At 58.4% G+C, this 16,053-nt stretch carries 14 protein-coding genes; 3 read left to right on the forward strand and 11 right to left on the reverse strand.

What is annotated here, in order from left to right:
- Nucleotides 1-41: 41 nt before the first annotated feature.
- Genes NAC44_RS05375 through rimP form a run of 3 tightly spaced genes read right to left on the reverse strand, consistent with a single transcriptional unit; the run spans nt 42 to nt 3,027 of the window.
- Complete coding sequence (locus NAC44_RS05375) at nt 42-719, reverse strand: RNA-binding protein (protein ID WP_420839885.1); 678 nt, start codon at nt 717-719, stop codon at nt 42-44.
- Entirely contained in the window at nt 719-2,353 is a 1,635-nt protein-coding gene (gene nusA, locus NAC44_RS05380) for a transcription termination factor NusA (protein ID WP_250938612.1), read from the reverse strand. Before nusA ends, NAC44_RS05375 begins: the two co-directional genes overlap by 1 nt.
- A 56-nt stretch (nt 2,354-2,409) precedes the next feature.
- On the reverse strand, nt 2,410-3,027 hold the full coding sequence (gene rimP, locus NAC44_RS05385) for a ribosome maturation factor RimP (protein WP_250938614.1): 618 nt from the start codon (nt 3,025-3,027) through the stop codon (nt 2,410-2,412).
- 303 nt (nt 3,028-3,330) lie between these two features.
- Here rimP and NAC44_RS05390 point away from each other — a divergent pair, with 303 nt between their 5' ends.
- Nucleotides 3,331-4,959, forward strand: a complete 1,629-nt coding sequence (locus NAC44_RS05390) for an MFS transporter (RefSeq protein WP_250938616.1) — start codon at nt 3,331-3,333, stop codon at nt 4,957-4,959.
- Nucleotides 4,960-4,980: 21 nt separating this feature from the next.
- On the opposite strand, the gene NAC44_RS05395 is transcribed toward NAC44_RS05390, so the two are convergent.
- Nucleotides 4,981-5,532 (reverse strand): c-type cytochrome, encoded by a 552-nt coding sequence (locus NAC44_RS05395; protein ID WP_250938618.1) that lies wholly within the window; start codon nt 5,530-5,532, stop codon nt 4,981-4,983.
- A gap of 319 nt (nt 5,533-5,851) precedes the next feature.
- Between NAC44_RS05395 and NAC44_RS05400 the strand changes: the two genes are divergently transcribed.
- Both NAC44_RS05400 and NAC44_RS05405 read left to right on the forward strand, forming a co-directional pair.
- A complete protein-coding gene (locus NAC44_RS05400; RefSeq protein ID WP_250938620.1) occupies nt 5,852-6,598 on the forward strand; it encodes a 3-deoxy-manno-octulosonate cytidylyltransferase in 747 nt (248 codons plus the stop codon).
- Between the two features lie 11 nt (nt 6,599-6,609).
- A complete protein-coding gene (locus NAC44_RS05405; RefSeq protein ID WP_250938621.1) occupies nt 6,610-7,464 on the forward strand; it encodes a prephenate dehydratase in 855 nt (284 codons plus the stop codon).
- Between the two features lie 332 nt (nt 7,465-7,796).
- On the opposite strand, the gene glpD is transcribed toward NAC44_RS05405, so the two are convergent.
- The 7 genes from glpD to NAC44_RS05440 form a co-directional block, all read right to left on the reverse strand.
- Nucleotides 7,797-9,305: a glycerol-3-phosphate dehydrogenase gene (gene glpD, locus NAC44_RS05410; protein WP_250938623.1), complete on the reverse strand. Its 1,509-nt coding sequence runs from the start codon at nt 9,303-9,305 to the stop codon at nt 7,797-7,799.
- Nucleotides 9,306-9,468: 163 nt separating this feature from the next.
- On the reverse strand, nt 9,469-10,242 hold the full coding sequence (locus NAC44_RS05415) for a DeoR/GlpR family DNA-binding transcription regulator (RefSeq protein ID WP_250938625.1): 774 nt from the start codon (nt 10,240-10,242) through the stop codon (nt 9,469-9,471).
- 155 nt (nt 10,243-10,397) lie between these two features.
- A complete protein-coding gene (locus NAC44_RS05420; RefSeq protein ID WP_250938626.1) occupies nt 10,398-10,793 on the reverse strand; it encodes a hypothetical protein in 396 nt (131 codons plus the stop codon).
- 253 nt (nt 10,794-11,046) lie between these two features.
- Nucleotides 11,047-12,027 (reverse strand): type II secretion system F family protein, encoded by a 981-nt coding sequence (locus NAC44_RS05425; RefSeq protein ID WP_250938628.1) that lies wholly within the window; start codon nt 12,025-12,027, stop codon nt 11,047-11,049.
- Nucleotides 12,028-12,038: 11 nt separating this feature from the next.
- Nucleotides 12,039-13,043, reverse strand: coding sequence for a type II secretion system F family protein (locus NAC44_RS05430; protein WP_250938630.1), 1,005 nt, complete (start codon nt 13,041-13,043; stop codon nt 12,039-12,041).
- 96 nt (nt 13,044-13,139) lie between these two features.
- Nucleotides 13,140-14,609: a TadA family conjugal transfer-associated ATPase gene (locus tag NAC44_RS05435; protein ID WP_250938632.1), complete on the reverse strand. Its 1,470-nt coding sequence runs from the start codon at nt 14,607-14,609 to the stop codon at nt 13,140-13,142.
- A 149-nt stretch (nt 14,610-14,758) separates the two neighbouring features.
- Nucleotides 14,759-16,048, reverse strand: a complete 1,290-nt coding sequence (locus NAC44_RS05440) for a CpaE/TadZ family protein (RefSeq protein ID WP_420839877.1) — start codon at nt 16,046-16,048, stop codon at nt 14,759-14,761.
- Nucleotides 16,049-16,053: the final 5 nt, after the last annotated feature.

The raw sequence follows: 16,053 nt of genomic DNA on the forward strand, positions 1-16,053 counted from the left end.
TCCTGCTACACTGCGGAGACCGGCGCCTGCCGGTGACCGCATCATTGTGAAGTCCGGCCAGCGCCGCCCGTCTCCTGCGGTATCACACCGCGATAGGTTTCGAGCAGAGTTGCGCGTTTCACTACACCCTCACCCGCCTGCCCTGCAAGCGCGCAAGCATGGATAAACGCATTCTGGCCCATCAGTTCGTCCATTTCCGCCGCAGAAAACAGACGGAAAGCCGGAATTTCGGCGTCCGTCTCCATTCCAAGGTGCCAGGCCTTGCGTGCCTGGTCGATTTTTCTCACGCCATCGGCTGCGGCGTCGACGGCATGAAACACCGCCAGAGCCTCGCCGCTGCGAATAGCCAGATCGACTTTAGCCGATCCACTGACAAACTGGCCCGCCTTGCGCGCCAGGTTCATCATGCCCGCCACTTGACGGACGAGGAGACGATCCACCTCCGCCCCAAGAGCGGGAGCGGCCCTCGCCTCTGTCTTCAATGCGCGGGCGAAGAGTTTTTTCGCCACCGCCTTGTCCACCGCCGCACGCGATGCCGTTACCCAGCAGCCGCGTCCCGGCAATTCCCGTTTCAGATCCGGCACGACGCTGCCATCGGGGGCTGCGACGAAACGGATCAACCGATCCGGCGTGCCGGTCTCGCGAGTGACGATGCAGGTGCGCTCGCTGGCGTCATCCTTTTTGCGCGTCATCCCCGTTTCCGGCCGATCCACGGCCATCATGCGTCCTGTCCGGTCTCGTCCGCGCCGGCTTCCGCCGCATCATTCTCCTCAGCCGCGAGAGCCTCCGCTTCGGCGGCAAGATCGGCTTCGGTGATCCAGCCTGCGGCCAGACGGGCCTGCACGATCATGTTTTCCGCATCGACGCGGGAAATATCGAATTTCGAGAAAAGGCCCTCGAACTTCTTGGTTTCACCATTCTTGCGTTCACTCCACCCGACCAGATCGTCGGCGGCACAGCCGGCAAAATCTTCAATGGTCTTGATGCCGTCCTCGCCCAGCGCAACCAGCATGCGGTTGTTCATGCCGTCAATCGACAGAAGTTCGTCCGACACGCCGAGTTCGCGGCGACGGGCATCCATTTCGGCCTCGATCTTGTCCAGATATTCGCGGGCGCGCGTCTGGATTTCTTCAGCCGTATCCCCATCGAAACCGTCAATGGAAGCAATTTCATCGAGATCGACATAGGCCAGTTCCTCAACGGCGGCAAAGCCTTCCGAAGCCAGAACCTGACCGACCATTTCGTCAACGTCGAGCGCGTCCATGAACAGATTGGTGCGTTCGTTGAATTCCTTCTGGCGGCGCTCGGATTCTTCGGCTTCCGTCATGATGTCGATATCCCAGCCGGTCAGTTGCGAGGCCAGACGCACGTTCTGACCGCGACGACCAATGGCCAGAGACAGCTGCTCATCCGGCACGACGACCTCAATGCGCTCGGCATCCTCGTCGAGCACCACCTTGGCCACTTCGGCGGGCTGCAGCGCATTGACGATGAAGGAGGCCGGATCCGGCGACCACGGAATGATATCGATCTTCTCGCCCTGAAGCTCGCCGACAACGGCCTGGACGCGGCTGCCGCGCATACCGACGCAGGCGCCGACCGGATCGATCGAGGAGTCATTCGAAATAACGGCGATCTTGGCGCGCGAACCCGGATCGCGGGCAACCGACTTGATCTGGATGATGCCGTCATAGATTTCCGGCACTTCCATGGTGAAAAGCTTGACCATGAACTGCGGATGGGTGCGCGACAGGAAGATCTGCGGACCGCGCTGTTCGCGGCGCACATCGTAGACATAGGCGCGCACGCGATCGCCATAACGCATGGTTTCGCGCGGGATCATCTCGTCGCGGCGGATAATGCCTTCGCCACGGCCGAGATCGACGATGACATTGCCATATTCAACGCGCTTGACCGTGCCGTTGATGATTTCGCCAACACGATCCTTGAACTCGTCGAACTGACGATCACGCTCGGCCTCGCGCACCTTCTGCACGATCACCTGCTTGGCCGACTGGGCGGCAATGCGGCCGAAATCCATCGGCGGCAGCGGGTCGGCGATAAAATCGCCGAGCTTGGCATCGACATTGCGGTCGCGGGCCAGCGGCAGAGCAATCTGGGTCGAATAGTCCTCAACCGTCTCAACCACTTCCAGCAGACGCTGCAGGCGGATCTCGCCGGTCTTGGAATTGATGTCGGCGCGGATATTGGTCTCGGAACCGTAACGTGAGCGGGCTGCCTTCTGGATGGCATCCGCCATCGCGGCGAGAACGATCTCACGATCGATGACCTTTTCGCGTGCGACCGCATCCGCGATCTGCAACAGCTCAAGCCGGTTAGCACTGACTGCCATTGTCTAAAGTCTCCGTCTTCCTGCCGGGGCGACGCCCCTGTCGGCGGTGTTATCGGTTATTCTTCGTCGCTGTCGTCGTTCTGCCCGTCATTCTGGTTGGCCGCTTCGGCTCTCGCCAGTTTGTCGGCGCGCAGCGCATCGCGGATCAGATCGTCGGTCAGAATAAGCTTTGCCTCGGCCAGTGCGGCAAAAGCGATCCGGATCTGCGGCTCCTCGCCATAGGCGATCTGGTCGCGCTCCAGCGTAAAGCTATCAGCTTCGACCGCAACGATCTTCCCGCGGAAACGCTTGCGGTTTTCCACCAGAACCGAAGTCTCACACTTGACCAGATGGCCGCTCCAACGCTCGAAATCGGACACGCGCACCATGGGGCGATCAATACCGGGCGATGATACTTCCAGATGATAGGCCTTGTCGACAGGATCTTCCACATCGAGAACCGGCGAAACAGCCATGGAGAGCGCTTCGCAATCCTCAACGGTCATGGTGCCGTCTTCACGCTCGGCCATGATCTGCATGGTCAGGCCGTTCTGGTTCATCATCCGCACGCGCACGAGACGAAAGCCCATGTCGACGATCACCGGTTCGATGATGTCGGCGATGCGCCGATCCAGTCCGGTTTCCGTGATCAGGCGCGGTTCGGGCACCTTTCTGCCGGCGTCATGGTCTGACAAGCCTTGCCTCCTGTTCCCCGTAAGGGGTCATTACCAATAAAAAAGAGCGGGTCCTTTCGGGCCCACCCTTCATCTGACGATCAAGAATTTGAATGTCATATACGCCCACTCGACTGAAATTGCAAGTCGTGCCGCAACAAACCGGCGAAGGCGCTGAAAAGGCAAGTTGCAGCCATTTTCCAGCTTTGCCAAAATTCGGGCTCTTTTGCAGTTTTCTTGCATAAAAGAGCTGGAAAAGGCAGGCAATGCCGTTACGGTTGCTTTATATCAAGATTCCCTTCATCGACTGCATCGGACAAGACCGTGCCGGATAGAGTTTCCTCGCTTTCCCCCCTGCGCAACCCCGTTTTCCTGACGATCTGGATCGCCAGCATCACCTCCAATTTCGGTGGCCTCATTCAGGATGTCGGCGCAGCCTGGATGATGACCTCCATTTCCTCATCGAAAAGCATGGTCGCCCTGGTGCAGGCCTCGAACACGGCACCAATCATGCTGTTTTCGCTGATGGCAGGCGCCATCGCCGACAGTTATGACCGGCGAAGGGTCATGCTGACGGCACAGATTTTCCTGCTTTCCGTTTCGGCACTGCTGTCGGTCTTTGCCTGGCAGGACTGGCTCACCCCCTGGTCGCTTCTGGGCTTCACCTTTCTCATCGGCTGCGGCTCGGCGCTGAGCGGTCCGGCCTGGCAGGCCTCCGTCGGTGATATCGTCACCCGTGAAGACGTCCCCGCTGCCGTCTCGCTTAACAGTATCGGCTACAACATCACCCGCAGCATCGGTCCCGCCCTTGGCGGCATTATCGTTGCCGTCGCCAGCGCAGCGGCAGCCTTTGCCGTCAATGCCGTCAGCTATCTGTCAATGATCTATGCGCTTTTGCGCTGGAAACCGGCCTATCCGGCCAACCCCCTGCCGCGCGAGAACCTGGGAAGCGCCATCGCCGCCGGCTTGCGCTACATGTTCATGTCGCCCAACCTGATGAAGGTTGTGTTCCGCAGCTTCTTTTTCGGCTTCGCCGCCACGGCCATTCTGGCGCTTCTGCCGCTGGTGGCGAAAAACAATCTGGCGGGCGGACCGTTGATCTATGGTGCGCTGCTGGGTGCCTTCGGCATCGGCGCGATTGCCGGCGCGCTCTCCAACGGGCGCATCAGGGAAAAGCTGTCCAGTGAAGAGATCGTCCGTTGTTCCTTTGCCGGCTTTGCTCTTGCATCGGCCCTGACCGGCATCAGTGAGCATGTGTGGCTGACCGTGCCTGCCCTGATGGCGGCGGGGGCCTGCTGGGTTCTGGCGCTTTCCCTGTTCAATACCGTGGTGCAACTGTCGACACCGCGCTGGGTGGTCGGGCGCGCGCTGGCGCTTTACCAGACGGCAGCCTTTGGCGGCATGGCGTCGGGCAGCTGGATCTGGGGCCTCCTGGCCGAACATGTCAGTTCGGGCCATGCGCTGGTGTTTTCCGCCATCGTCATGGTGCTTGGCGTTGCCATCGGTTTTTTCCTGCCCATGCCCGCCTTTGCCTCACTCGATCTCAACCCGCTCAATCGCTTCAACGAACCGCCGCTCCGGCTCGATATCCGCCCGCGCAGCGGCCCGATCGTCGTGCAGATCGATTTTGAAATCGACGACAAGGACGTGCCGGAATTTTTGAAAATCATGGTCGAGCGACGGCGTATCCGCATCCGTGACGGGGCGCAGAACTGGGCCTTGATGCGCGATCTGGAAAATCCGGATATCTGGACCGAAACCTATCACACCCCGACCTGGGTGGATTATGTGCGCCACAACCATCGCCGCACCCGTGCCGACGCCGACATCACCGACCGGCTCATGGACCTCCACAAGGGCGAAAAGGGTCCGCGCGTACACCGGATGATCGAGCGGCAGGCCATTCCACCTGCCGACGACGTCTTTCACAAGCCGCATATCGACCATCGCTGATCGATATGGCTTTCCCGATTGTCAGTTTGTCGGCAACGGTTCTGGCGTATCGGCCTGGGTGCGCAGATAAGCGATGATATCGGCACGGTCCTGCTCTTTCGGCAGACCGGCAAACCCCATGGCCGTGCCTGAGACAAATTTGCGCGGCGATGTCAGGAAATGGTTGAGGTTTTCATAGGTCCAGTGCTCGGACCCACCCTTGGAAAAATCCTTCATCGCGGCGGAATAGGCAAAGCCCTCATGGCTTGCGACAGGCCGGCCAACCACGCCCCAGAGATTGGGACCGACCTTGTTGGGGCCGCCCTTGGTGTCATCATGACAGGCCCCACATTTCTTGAAGATCTGCGCGCCCGCCTTGACATCCGCAGAGGCCAGAAGCTTGGCGATCGGCTGTTCGGCTGGCGCTTCCTTGGCAGCGCCTCCGGCAGCAGGCGCTTCAGCAGCCACGATGGCATAACCTTCCTTTTCCGGGGCAGGAGAACTGAACAGGCCGTCCGAGACATTATAAATCGTCATCAGCACGAACACTGTGCCCAGCAAGGCACCCGCCCCCATGTTGAAAGTGGAATTCATTCGGTGAGTTCTCCCCAAAAAGTCCGTCAACGATAACCGGACATCCCTCCACACGCCGTCTGCATTCTCCTGCATAATGCCTTAAATCCACTGAGATTTAAGGAGAAAACGATGCAGCATATTTTCAATGTTACAGCATCCTATCTGCCTTTGTGAAAACGCACGATGCTGTCACGCCCGCAAAACCACTCCATTTTTCACGGTAAAAATGCATTAGCTAAAAAGCTATGACGTTTGCTAAAGATATGCAACCTGATTATGTCTGGCCGCTCTGAGACCTTTTGCCACCGTTTGCCCCTGCTTGATAAGGCATTTTCCAATGCATGACCCCAAATTCCCTAAGGCGCTGATTCTCATCCCTGCCCGCATGGCGTCAACTCGCCTGCCGGGCAAACCGCTCGCCGAAATTGCCGGACTGCCGATGATCGTTCAGGTTGCACATCGTGCCGCCGAGGCGCAAGTGGGCAGGATCGTTGTTGCCGTCGATGACGAAAGGGTCCGCAATGCGGTGGAAGAGGCGGGTTTTACGGCCATCATGACCGGCATGAGCCACCAGTCCGGCTCGGACCGGATTTACGAGGCGCTCACCACGGTCGATCCCAAAGGCGAGGCCGAGATCATCATCAATGTGCAAGGCGATCTGCCGACCATCGACCCAGACAGCATTCGTGCTGCCCTGCGTCCTTTGGAAGATCCTGCGGTGGATATCGCCACCTTGACGGTGAAGATCACCGAAGAGGCGGAAAAAACCAATCCGAACGTCGTGAAGATCGTCGGTTCACCGCTGTCGGACACCCGACTTCGAGCGCTCTACTTCACCCGCGCCACAGCCCCTTATGGCGAAGGTCCGCTCTATCATCATATCGGGCTTTATGCCTATCGCCGCGCCGCTCTCGAGCGCTTCGTTGCCCTTTCCCCCTCGGTGCTGGAAAAGCGGGAATCGCTTGAACAGCTGCGGGCACTGGAAGCGGGGATGCGCATCGATGCCGAAATCGTCGAGACCGTGCCGCTCGGCGTCGACACACCGGCGGATCTGGAAAAGGCACGGGCCATTCTTTCAGCATGACAGGAACCAGCATGACCAGCTTGACCAACCGCATTTCCTTTCAGGGCGATTACGGCGCCAATTCCGACATGGCCTGCCGCGACATGTTCCCGGACATGGAACCCCTGCCCTGCCCGACCTTCGAGGATGCCTTCACCGCGCTGGAAAACGGCGACGCCGATCTGGCGATGATCCCGATCGAAAACACGCTGGCCGGGCGCGTTGCCGATATTCATTATCTGCTACCGCTCTCCCGGCTTCATATCGTCGGTGAATATTTCATGCCGATCCGCTTTCAGCTGATGGCGCTGCCGGGGGTGAAGCTCGACGAAATCCGCAGCGTGCACAGCCATATCCATGCGCTTGGCCAGTGCCGCAAGATCGTGCGCAGCCATGGCTGGAAGGCTGTGGTCGCCGGAGATACGGCAGGTGCGGCCAAGCTTGTGTCGGAGCGAAAGGATCGCTCCATGGCAGCGCTTGCGCCACGGCTGGCCGCTTCGCTCTATGGGCTTGATATTCTGGCCGAGAATGTCGAGGATTCCGAGGACAACGTCACCCGCTTCGTCATTCTGGCGCGCGATCCGGTCGAGCTGAAACGCAGTGCACCGGAGGAACGGTTCATCACCACCTTCGTCTACAATGTCCGCAATATTCCGGCAGCGCTCTATAAGGCGCTGGGCGGTTTCGCCACCAATGGCGTCAACATGACCAAGCTGGAAAGCTATCAGATCGGCGGCAAATTTATCGCCACCCAGTTTTACGCCGATATCGAAGGCCATCCTGATGACGCCCCTGTCAAACGGGCGCTGGAGGAACTGCGGTTCTTTTCAGAAAAAGTCCGCATTCTCGGCGTTTACAAGGCACATGCCATGCGCGGCAGGATTTGAACGCAGACCTTTAGGGTCAAAACTCAATCAGGATGGGTGTTCTGTTGAACGGGATGGGATTGTATGGCAGCGAACAAGCGCAAGACAAGGCCGGTTTGCCTTGTCGAGCATTGTTCGCAATCAGGCGGCCCATCCCGTTCAACCCTTTGGGCAAGGCGTATTTTGTGCCTGCGGGCGTCGGAAAGGTTTGAAAATGGGGAGCATTTCCTGCACCTTTCCTTCTACTCAGACACAAAATACGCCTTGCAGAACAACCATCATGATTGAGTTTTGACCCTAATGCAGTCCTTGGGGAGATCTGCGGCTCCCCCAGGACTGCATATTTAAAACAATCAGGCTGCTTCAGCGGTTTCAAGATAAGCGTCGAGGGAACGAACCTGATCGGCGCTGAGACGCAATCCCTGCTTGGTGCGCCGCCAGAGAATATCTTCGGATGTGCGCGCCCATTCGCGGTTCACCAGCCAGTCCACTTCCACCTGATAGAGCGTGCCGCCAAAGTGACGGCCAAGAGCGGCCTGACTGTCGGCCCCCTTCAGCATCGCGTGGGTCAGCGTCCCGTAACAGCGGATCAGCCGACGGGCATGACGGTCTTCCAGAAAGGGACAGGCCGATTTCAACCGGCTGACTTCCGCCTCATAACCGGTCGGTGGAAAATCGCCGCCGGGCAGATGGCTTTCACCTGTCCACGGCTTGCCCTTGACCCCGATGGCCTCGCCGATCTTTTCCAGCGCGTGTTCGCCAAGCCGACGATAGGTGGTGAGCTTGCCACCGAAAACGTTGAGAAGCGGTGCGCCGTCTTTCTCCTCGAGTTTCAGCACGTAATCGCGGGTTGCCTCCTGCGCCTTGGAAGCGCCATCGTCATATAGCGGCCGCACGGCCGAATAGGACCAGACGATATCCTCCGGCTTCACTGGTTCGGCGAAATATTCGCTGGCGCAGCGGCAGAGATAGTCAATCTCCTGTCCGGTGATTTTCACATCTTTCGGGTCGCCTTTGTAGTCCTGGTCGGTCGTGCCGATCAGGGTGAAATCCCGCTCATAGGGAATGGCAAAAATGATGCGGTTGTCGGGATTCTGGAAGAAATAGGCGCGCGGATCGTCGAATTTCTTCGCAATGACGATATGACTGCCCTGCACCATTCGGACATTATGGGCATTATTGCGACCAACGGCATTGGACAGCACGCTATCGACCCAGGGACCGGCGGCATTGATCAGCATCCTCGCCTGATAGGAGGTCCGACTGCGGGTGGCGCGATCCTCAACCTCGATCGTCCAGAGACCGTTATTGCGTCTTGCACCGATAACGCGGGTCCGGTTGAGAATGAGTGCACCCCGGTCGGCAGCGTCGCGGGCATTCAGCACCACGAGGCGGGCATCATCCACCCAGCCGTCGGAATATTCAAACGCCTTGGTGAACAGGGGTTTCAGCGGTTTACCTGCCGGGTCGCGCTTCATGCTCAGCGTTTTCGTCGCCGGCAACAGTTTGCGTCCACCCAGATGGTCATAGAGAAACAGCCCGAGACGGATCATCCAGGCAGGCCGCACGCCGCCCTTGTGGAATGGGAGAACGAAACGCATCGGCCAGATGATATGCGGCGCCATCGCCCACAGCACCTCGCGCTCCATCAGTGCCTCCCGCACCAGCCGGAACTCATAATATTCCAGATAGCGCAAGCCACCATGAATGAGCTTGGTTGCCCCGGAAGAAGTTCCGGCGGCAAAATCATTCATCTCCGCCAGCGCCACCGAATAACCACGGCCCACGGCATCACGGGCAATGCCGGTGCCATTGACGCCGCCGCCAATGACGAAAACATCGAATATTGCACTCTCGGACATAGAAGCCTCCTCGACCCGAACATCGCATCCGAACCCCTCTTCCGGGTTTTCCTCGGCGGTGCAGACAATGGCGGCCTTATCTTGAAAGGCGCGCTTGCGAAAATATATATAGTCAAAAGAAAGAAAAATGAAATAAAAACGAAAGCGAAAACCGCGTTACGGTTCAGATTTTTTCTGTCATCGTCTCCACCACAGCCACCGAATGGGCCGCGCAAATGGCAACGATCTCCTCATGCGTGATCTCATCGGTGATGAAGCTATGCACCTGCGACAGATGGCCGATCCTGACCGGAGCGGTCCTGTCGAATTTGGACGAATCGGCCACCAGAATGACATGGCGGGCATTGGCGATAATGGCCTGTGCTACCTTGACCTCGCGATAATCATAATCGAGCAGCGATCCATCCCTGTCGATGGCCGACGCACCGATGACGGCATAATCCACCTTGAACTGGCGGATGAAGTCTACTGCCGCCTCTCCGACGATGCCGCCATCCGAGCGGCGCACCACACCGCCAGCAATCACCACTTCCATGGTGGGCAAGACCCGCAGGCGGTTGGCAACATTGATGTTATTGGTAATCACCATCAGCTCGCGATGATCGATCAACGCTTCACCCACCGCTTCCGTCGTCGTGCCGATATTGATGAACAGCGACGCATTGTTCGGAATAAGCTCGGCTGCGGCGCGGCCGATGAAGAGTTTTTCCTGCGCGGCCAGAGAACGTCGCGCCTCATAGCGCATGTTTTCAACGCCGGTGGGAAACAATGCACCGCCATGAATGCGCGTCAAACGCCGCTCTTCGCATAGATCGTTCAGATCCTTGCGAATGGTCTGAGGGGTCACACCAAATCGCAACGCCAGCTCTTCGACAAGGACACGGCCTTCGGCTTTGGCAATATCAAGTATATCACTTTGACGAGGAGAGAGCGGCACGGCGTTTTCCATATTTCAAATGAGTTCACTATAATCCGAAGCGAAAAACAGGCAAATGGCGACAATACGGTCTTGCAAAGATCAAGCGGGCCACCATCGGCACATAATCGCCTGTCTCAGGGACACTATGCCGCTGATGTGAAAAACGCTCTCACTCAAGGATTGTCGCCCATGCCGACATCACGCGGATTAATGCCAGGCAACCAGACAGGGCCGAGTGGCGGCGATGAACTGGTTGCCGTCACGCCGCTGCCATTGGTGCAGCGATAGATCCGCTCCGGCATTCCGCGGTCAAAATAATGTACACCATAGCCGCCATCACGGGTCGGCAGCGGCACGACATCCGTCGTACAGTGATAAGAGGATGCCAGTTTCTGGCGAAAGATCTCATCCTGCGATTTCACCCCGGGAAGATTGGTGGGCGCCGCCTCGGGCGCAACCGACCAGTTGGTGATGCCTGCGGCCTTGCTGGTCTGCGCCTGCGCAGATGTGACCACAAGGCCTCCAATCAGCACCGCTCCAGCAAGGATGAGAAGCTTTTTCAACGCCATGGACCGGTCTCCTGCAACAGCTTAGGCTGTGAGCCTGACTGCATCCTCCTTAAATCAAGGAGGATTTAAGGCAGACACACCAGATTCACCATGGAACAGCATCTTATATGCGTTTGAGAAAACACACGATACAGTCTCTTTCGCCAACCACCCAAATGTGGTGATGATTGCAGTTTTTTCCAGACGCATCACCGCAAGACCGGAACGGCGTTTATGCAAAAGGCCAGACAGATCGCAAGTTTCAGCAACGGCGCTAAAAACGGTCGGCGACGCGAATACCGGCCGGGCCGAGAATGACGGCAATCAGCACCGGCAGGAAAAACAGGATCATCGGCACCGTGAGCTTGGGCGGCAGAGCGGCGGCTTTCTTTTCCGCCTCGTTCATCCGCTCGTCACGGCTTTCCTGCGCCAGAACGCGCAGCGCCTGCCCCACCGGCGTTCCATATCGCTCGGCCTGGATCAAGGCCTGGCAGACCGATTTTACCGTATCGAGCTGGGTTCGGCTGCCGAGATTTTCATAGGCGACCTTGCGATCCTGCAGGAAGGACAGTTCGGCGGTGGTCAGCATCAATTCCTCGGCCAGTTCCGGTGACTGGGTGGCCATTTCATCGCCGGCCTTGCGCATGGCCGCTTCAATCGACATGCCGGATTCCACACATATCAGAATGAGATCGAGAGCATCGGGCCAGGCGCGGCGGATCGAAAGCTGCCGCTTGGTGATGCGATTGGAAACGTAAAGATTCGGCAGATAAAAACCGACATAGCCCGCCACGATCGTCGCCAGGAGCCGCATGGCGAAGGGTCTTTCCTTCAGGTGATCGAGACCGAAAATCCACCCGCCCGCCAGCGCCAGACAGATGAAGGGTAGAATGAAGCGCGCTGCCAGAAACACATGAAGGGCGTTTTGCGAGCGCAGACCCGCCGCTTTCAGACGATCCCCTGTCTTGTCGTCCAGAAGCGCCTTGCGCAGGTTGAACCGCTCGACGATCTTGCGCGCGGAACTGTTATCGGTATTGCGCAGGCTGCCGCGACCGGTTGAAGCACTCATCCGAGCCCGTTCGCGCGCGCGCATCTGATCGCGCTCAAGCGCCACCGATTTCATCCGCTTGTTGAGATCTCCCTTTTCGAAAAGCGGCATGATCAGGGTGTAAAGCGTGGCGAAGACCGCCAAAGCCACGAGAACCGCAATGATCAGTCTTGGATCGGTCAGACGGGCAGCAAGATCGGCAGACATCGGCGCTCTCCTCAAATGTCGAAATTGATCATGTTGCGCATGACGAAAATGCCGATGCTCATCCAGACGGCGGAAAAGCCTAAAATGAAATGGCCACGCGGATCGGTGAACAGGATGAGGATATAGGGTGGCGAGGTCAGATAGACGAGAAGCGCCACGATAAACGGCAGGGCGCCGATGATCACCGCCGATGCCTTGGCCTCCATCGACAGGGCCTGCACCTTGGCCTTCATCTTGCGCCGCTCTCTCAAAACCTTGGAGAGATTGGCCAGTGCCTCGGACAGATTGCCGCCCGCCTGCGACTGAATGGCAATGACGATGGCAAAGAAATTCACCTCCTGCAACGGCATGGAATTGAACATGCGCCCGCAGGCTTCGGCAACGGTGATCCCCATCTGCTGAGCATCGACCACACGGCGAAATTCCGTCCTGACCGGTTCCTGGGCATCGCCGGCAATCATCCTCAGCGCATCGTTGAGCGGCAGGCCGGATTTGATCGAGCGCACCATGACATCCAGCGCATTGGGAAATTCATCGAGAAATTTTTTCTGGCGTTTCTTGATCAGAAACCCGACAACCCAGCGCGGCAAGCCGGCCCCGCCGGCAAAGCCAAGCCCCAGCGCAAGCAAGGGCCTCATGCCCGCCACGAAGCAGAGGCAGAACAGCACGAGACCGAATGTGGCACTGGCAATGATGAATTGCGGCAGGGAGATCTTCAAACCCGTCTGCACCAGACGTTGTTTCAGAGAACTGCTGGAAACCGTCTTTGTCTTCTCATTCTGCTTGCGCTCGATTTCCTTCAGCGTCTCCTGCAGCGATTTGCGCCGTTTCGACATTTCCTGCACCCGGTCGCGCACGACCCGGGCTTTGACGGCATCGCTTTCGGCACTCTTGATGCGGTTGAGGCGTGTCGCCGCCTTCTTGTCGGATTCAAGGCGGGAAAACAGGAGAACATAGGCCAGCGATCCCGCAGCAAATGCTGCAAGCAGGATGATGCCAAGGAGCCTTATGTCCATATCCTTCTCCTTTTCGCCGGTCCGGCCACGGCCAGATCAAGCTGCAAAACACCATAATGAGAGCGAAGATCTGATCCATTCAGATCGAACACGCTCTCAAAGAGAGCCGGTCTTCTGTTCCATCGTGTCGAGGGCCGTCGCAAGCCGCCGGTCCTCGTTGTAGTAGCGGGCCTTGTCCCAGAATTGCGGCTTGCCGATGCCGGTGGAGACATGGCGGCCAATGATTTTGCCGGTCAGATCCTCACCTTCGATCTCATAGCGCATCAGATCCTGGGTGATGATCACATCGCCCTCCATACCGACCACCTCGGTGATATGGGTGATGCGGCGCGAACCGTCCCGCAGACGGGCCGCCTGAATGATGATGTCGATGGAGCCGGTGATGATTTCGCGCACGGTCTTGGCCGGCAGGGAATAACCGCCCATGGCGATCATCGATTCCATACGGCTGAGACATTCGCGCGGCGAGTTGGAGTGGATCGTGCCCATGGAACCGTCATGGCCGGTGTTCATCGCCTGCAACAGGTCAAAGACCTCCGGTCCGCGCACTTCGCCGACGATGATGCGTTCGGGGCGCATACGCAGGCAGTTCTTCACCAGATCGCGCATGGTGATCTCGCCTTCGCCCTCAATGTTCGGGGGCCGGGTTTCAAGACGCACGACATGCGGCTGCTGCAATTGCAGTTCGGCGGTGTCTTCGCAGGTGATCACCCGTTCATCGGCATCGATATAACGGGTCAGGCAGTTGAGCAGGGTGGTTTTGCCGGAGCCGGTTCCGCCGGAAATCACCACATTGCAGCGCACACGGCCGATGATCTGCAGGATCTGCGCGCCTTCCGGCGTGATCGCCCCGAATTTGACCAGCTGATCCAGGGTCAGCTTGTCCTTCTTGAATTTGCGGATGGTCAGCGCCGGGCCGTCGATGGCCAGCGGCGGCGCAATCACGTTGACGCGCGACCCGTCCGGCAGGCGGGCATCGCAGATCGGGCTCGATTCATCGACACGACGGCCAACCTGACCGACAATCCGCTGGCAGATGGACAAGAGCTGCGCATTGTCACGAAACCGGATTTCCGATTCGATGGTCTTGCCGCTGACTTCGATAAACGTCTGACCCGCCCCATTGACCATGATATCGGCAATATCGTCGCGCGCCAGAAGCGGCTCCAGCGGTCCGTAACCCAAAACGTCATTGCAGATATCGTCGAGCAGTTCCTCCTGCTCGGAAATCGACATGGCGAAATTCTTGATGGAAATGATATCGTTGACGATATCACGAATTTCCTCGCGTGCGCTCTCAAGGTCGAGCTTGGCCAGCTGCGACAGATCGATCGTATCGATCAGCGCGGCAAAGACCTGGCTCTTGGTGTCATAATATTCCTCGGTGCGGGCCGGTCGCTTCTTCTGTGGCGGGGCGGGTGGCGCAACCGGCGCGACCGGGCGGGGCGCTTCCGCCACCAGTGTCTCGGAGGATTTCGGCTGGACGGAGGACGGCATGGTGGCATGGGGCGGTTGAGCCCCTGGGCCCGCCTTGCCAAATCCGTCATTTCCACGTTTTCCGAACATGCGTTTCGCTTATCCTCTCGAGCATTTCCAGGAAAAGTGCGTAGCGGTTTTCCGTCCAGAAATGCGTAAAAACAAAGAGTGAGATCGCTTCCGTGTTTCCGTGAGACAGTGAAGCGCTCTAAAGGCCTTCATCACGGTCATGGCGTCGATCATTTTCGTCCCAGCAAGCCCATCAGTCCGGAAAGACCGGATTTGCGCGGCTTTTTCTCGCTGATCCTGCCGGTAACGATATGGGCGATCTGGGCAAAGGTCTCCGCTGTCGGGCACTTGGCATCCACTTCGGCAATCATGCGGCCGCTGTTGGCGGCATTGCCGAACAATTGCGTATCGAAGGCAATGACGGCCGCAGGCTCAATGCCGAGCGGCTCGAAAAAATCGGCAAGGCTGATTTCCGGTCGCTTCGGCATTCCGGCCTGATTGAGCACCACATGCGGCGGTCGATCATTGGGCCGGAGTTTTTTCAAGGCGTCGATCAGATTTTTCGTATTGCGCAAAGTGGCCAGATCCGGCGCCACCGTCAGCACGATTTCATCAACTTCGGCCAAAAGGTTCTTCTTCCATTCATTCCAGCCATGCGGCACGTCCAGCACGCACACCGGCGCGGTGCGTTGCAGGGTTTCCAGCACCGGCAGAAAGGCGGAGGGGTCGAAATCATAGGACCGGTCCAGCATGGACGGAGCGGCCAGCAAAGACAGATGATCCGAACAGCTGGTCAGCAGCCGGTCAAGAAAGGTCTCATCCAGCCGCTCCGGCGCATAGACGGCCTCGGCGATGCCCTGGGCCGGGTCCTGATCGAAATCGATATTGGCCGTTCCATAGGGCAGGTCCAGATCGGCCAGAATGGTTTCCTGAGAAAACAGCGAGGCGATCATGAAGGCGGTGTTATGGGCGATGGTGGACGAGCCGACGCCGCCCTTGGCGCCAATGAAAGCAAGGCTTCGGCCCAGCGGTTCAGCCTGAGGATCGACGAAAATCGCCGACAGGGCACCAATGATATCCCCCATGGCAACCGGAGCGACAATATATTCCGACACGCCGCTGCGCATCAGTTCGCGGTAAAGGGCGATATCATTATAGTGCCCGATGACGATAACGCGGGTCGAGGGATCGCACACCGCGGCCAAAGGTTCCAGTTCGGCCAGCAATTCCTGTGGGCGTGCCTCCGTTTCCAGAATGATCAGATTGGGCGTCGGCGCGCCGGAAAACATGTTGACCGCAGCCGAGATGCCGCCACTGGTCAGCCGCAGGCCAACCTTGGCCATGCGCCGGTCACGCCCGCATTCCTCCATCACGGCAAGACCCTGATCAGAAATGCAGAAGGCATGAACGGAAATGCGCGGCAAAGGCCGGAACCGGTCCAGATCTGCCGGCGCGGCCTGTGCGGGATGCTGCGGCTCCCCCTCGCCAAAACCGGCCATGTCGTAATCTATGCTACTCATGATTG

The sequence above is a fragment of the Allorhizobium sonneratiae genome, assembly GCF_023700755.1.
GTDB lineage: Bacteria > Pseudomonadota > Alphaproteobacteria > Rhizobiales > Rhizobiaceae > Allorhizobium > Allorhizobium sonneratiae.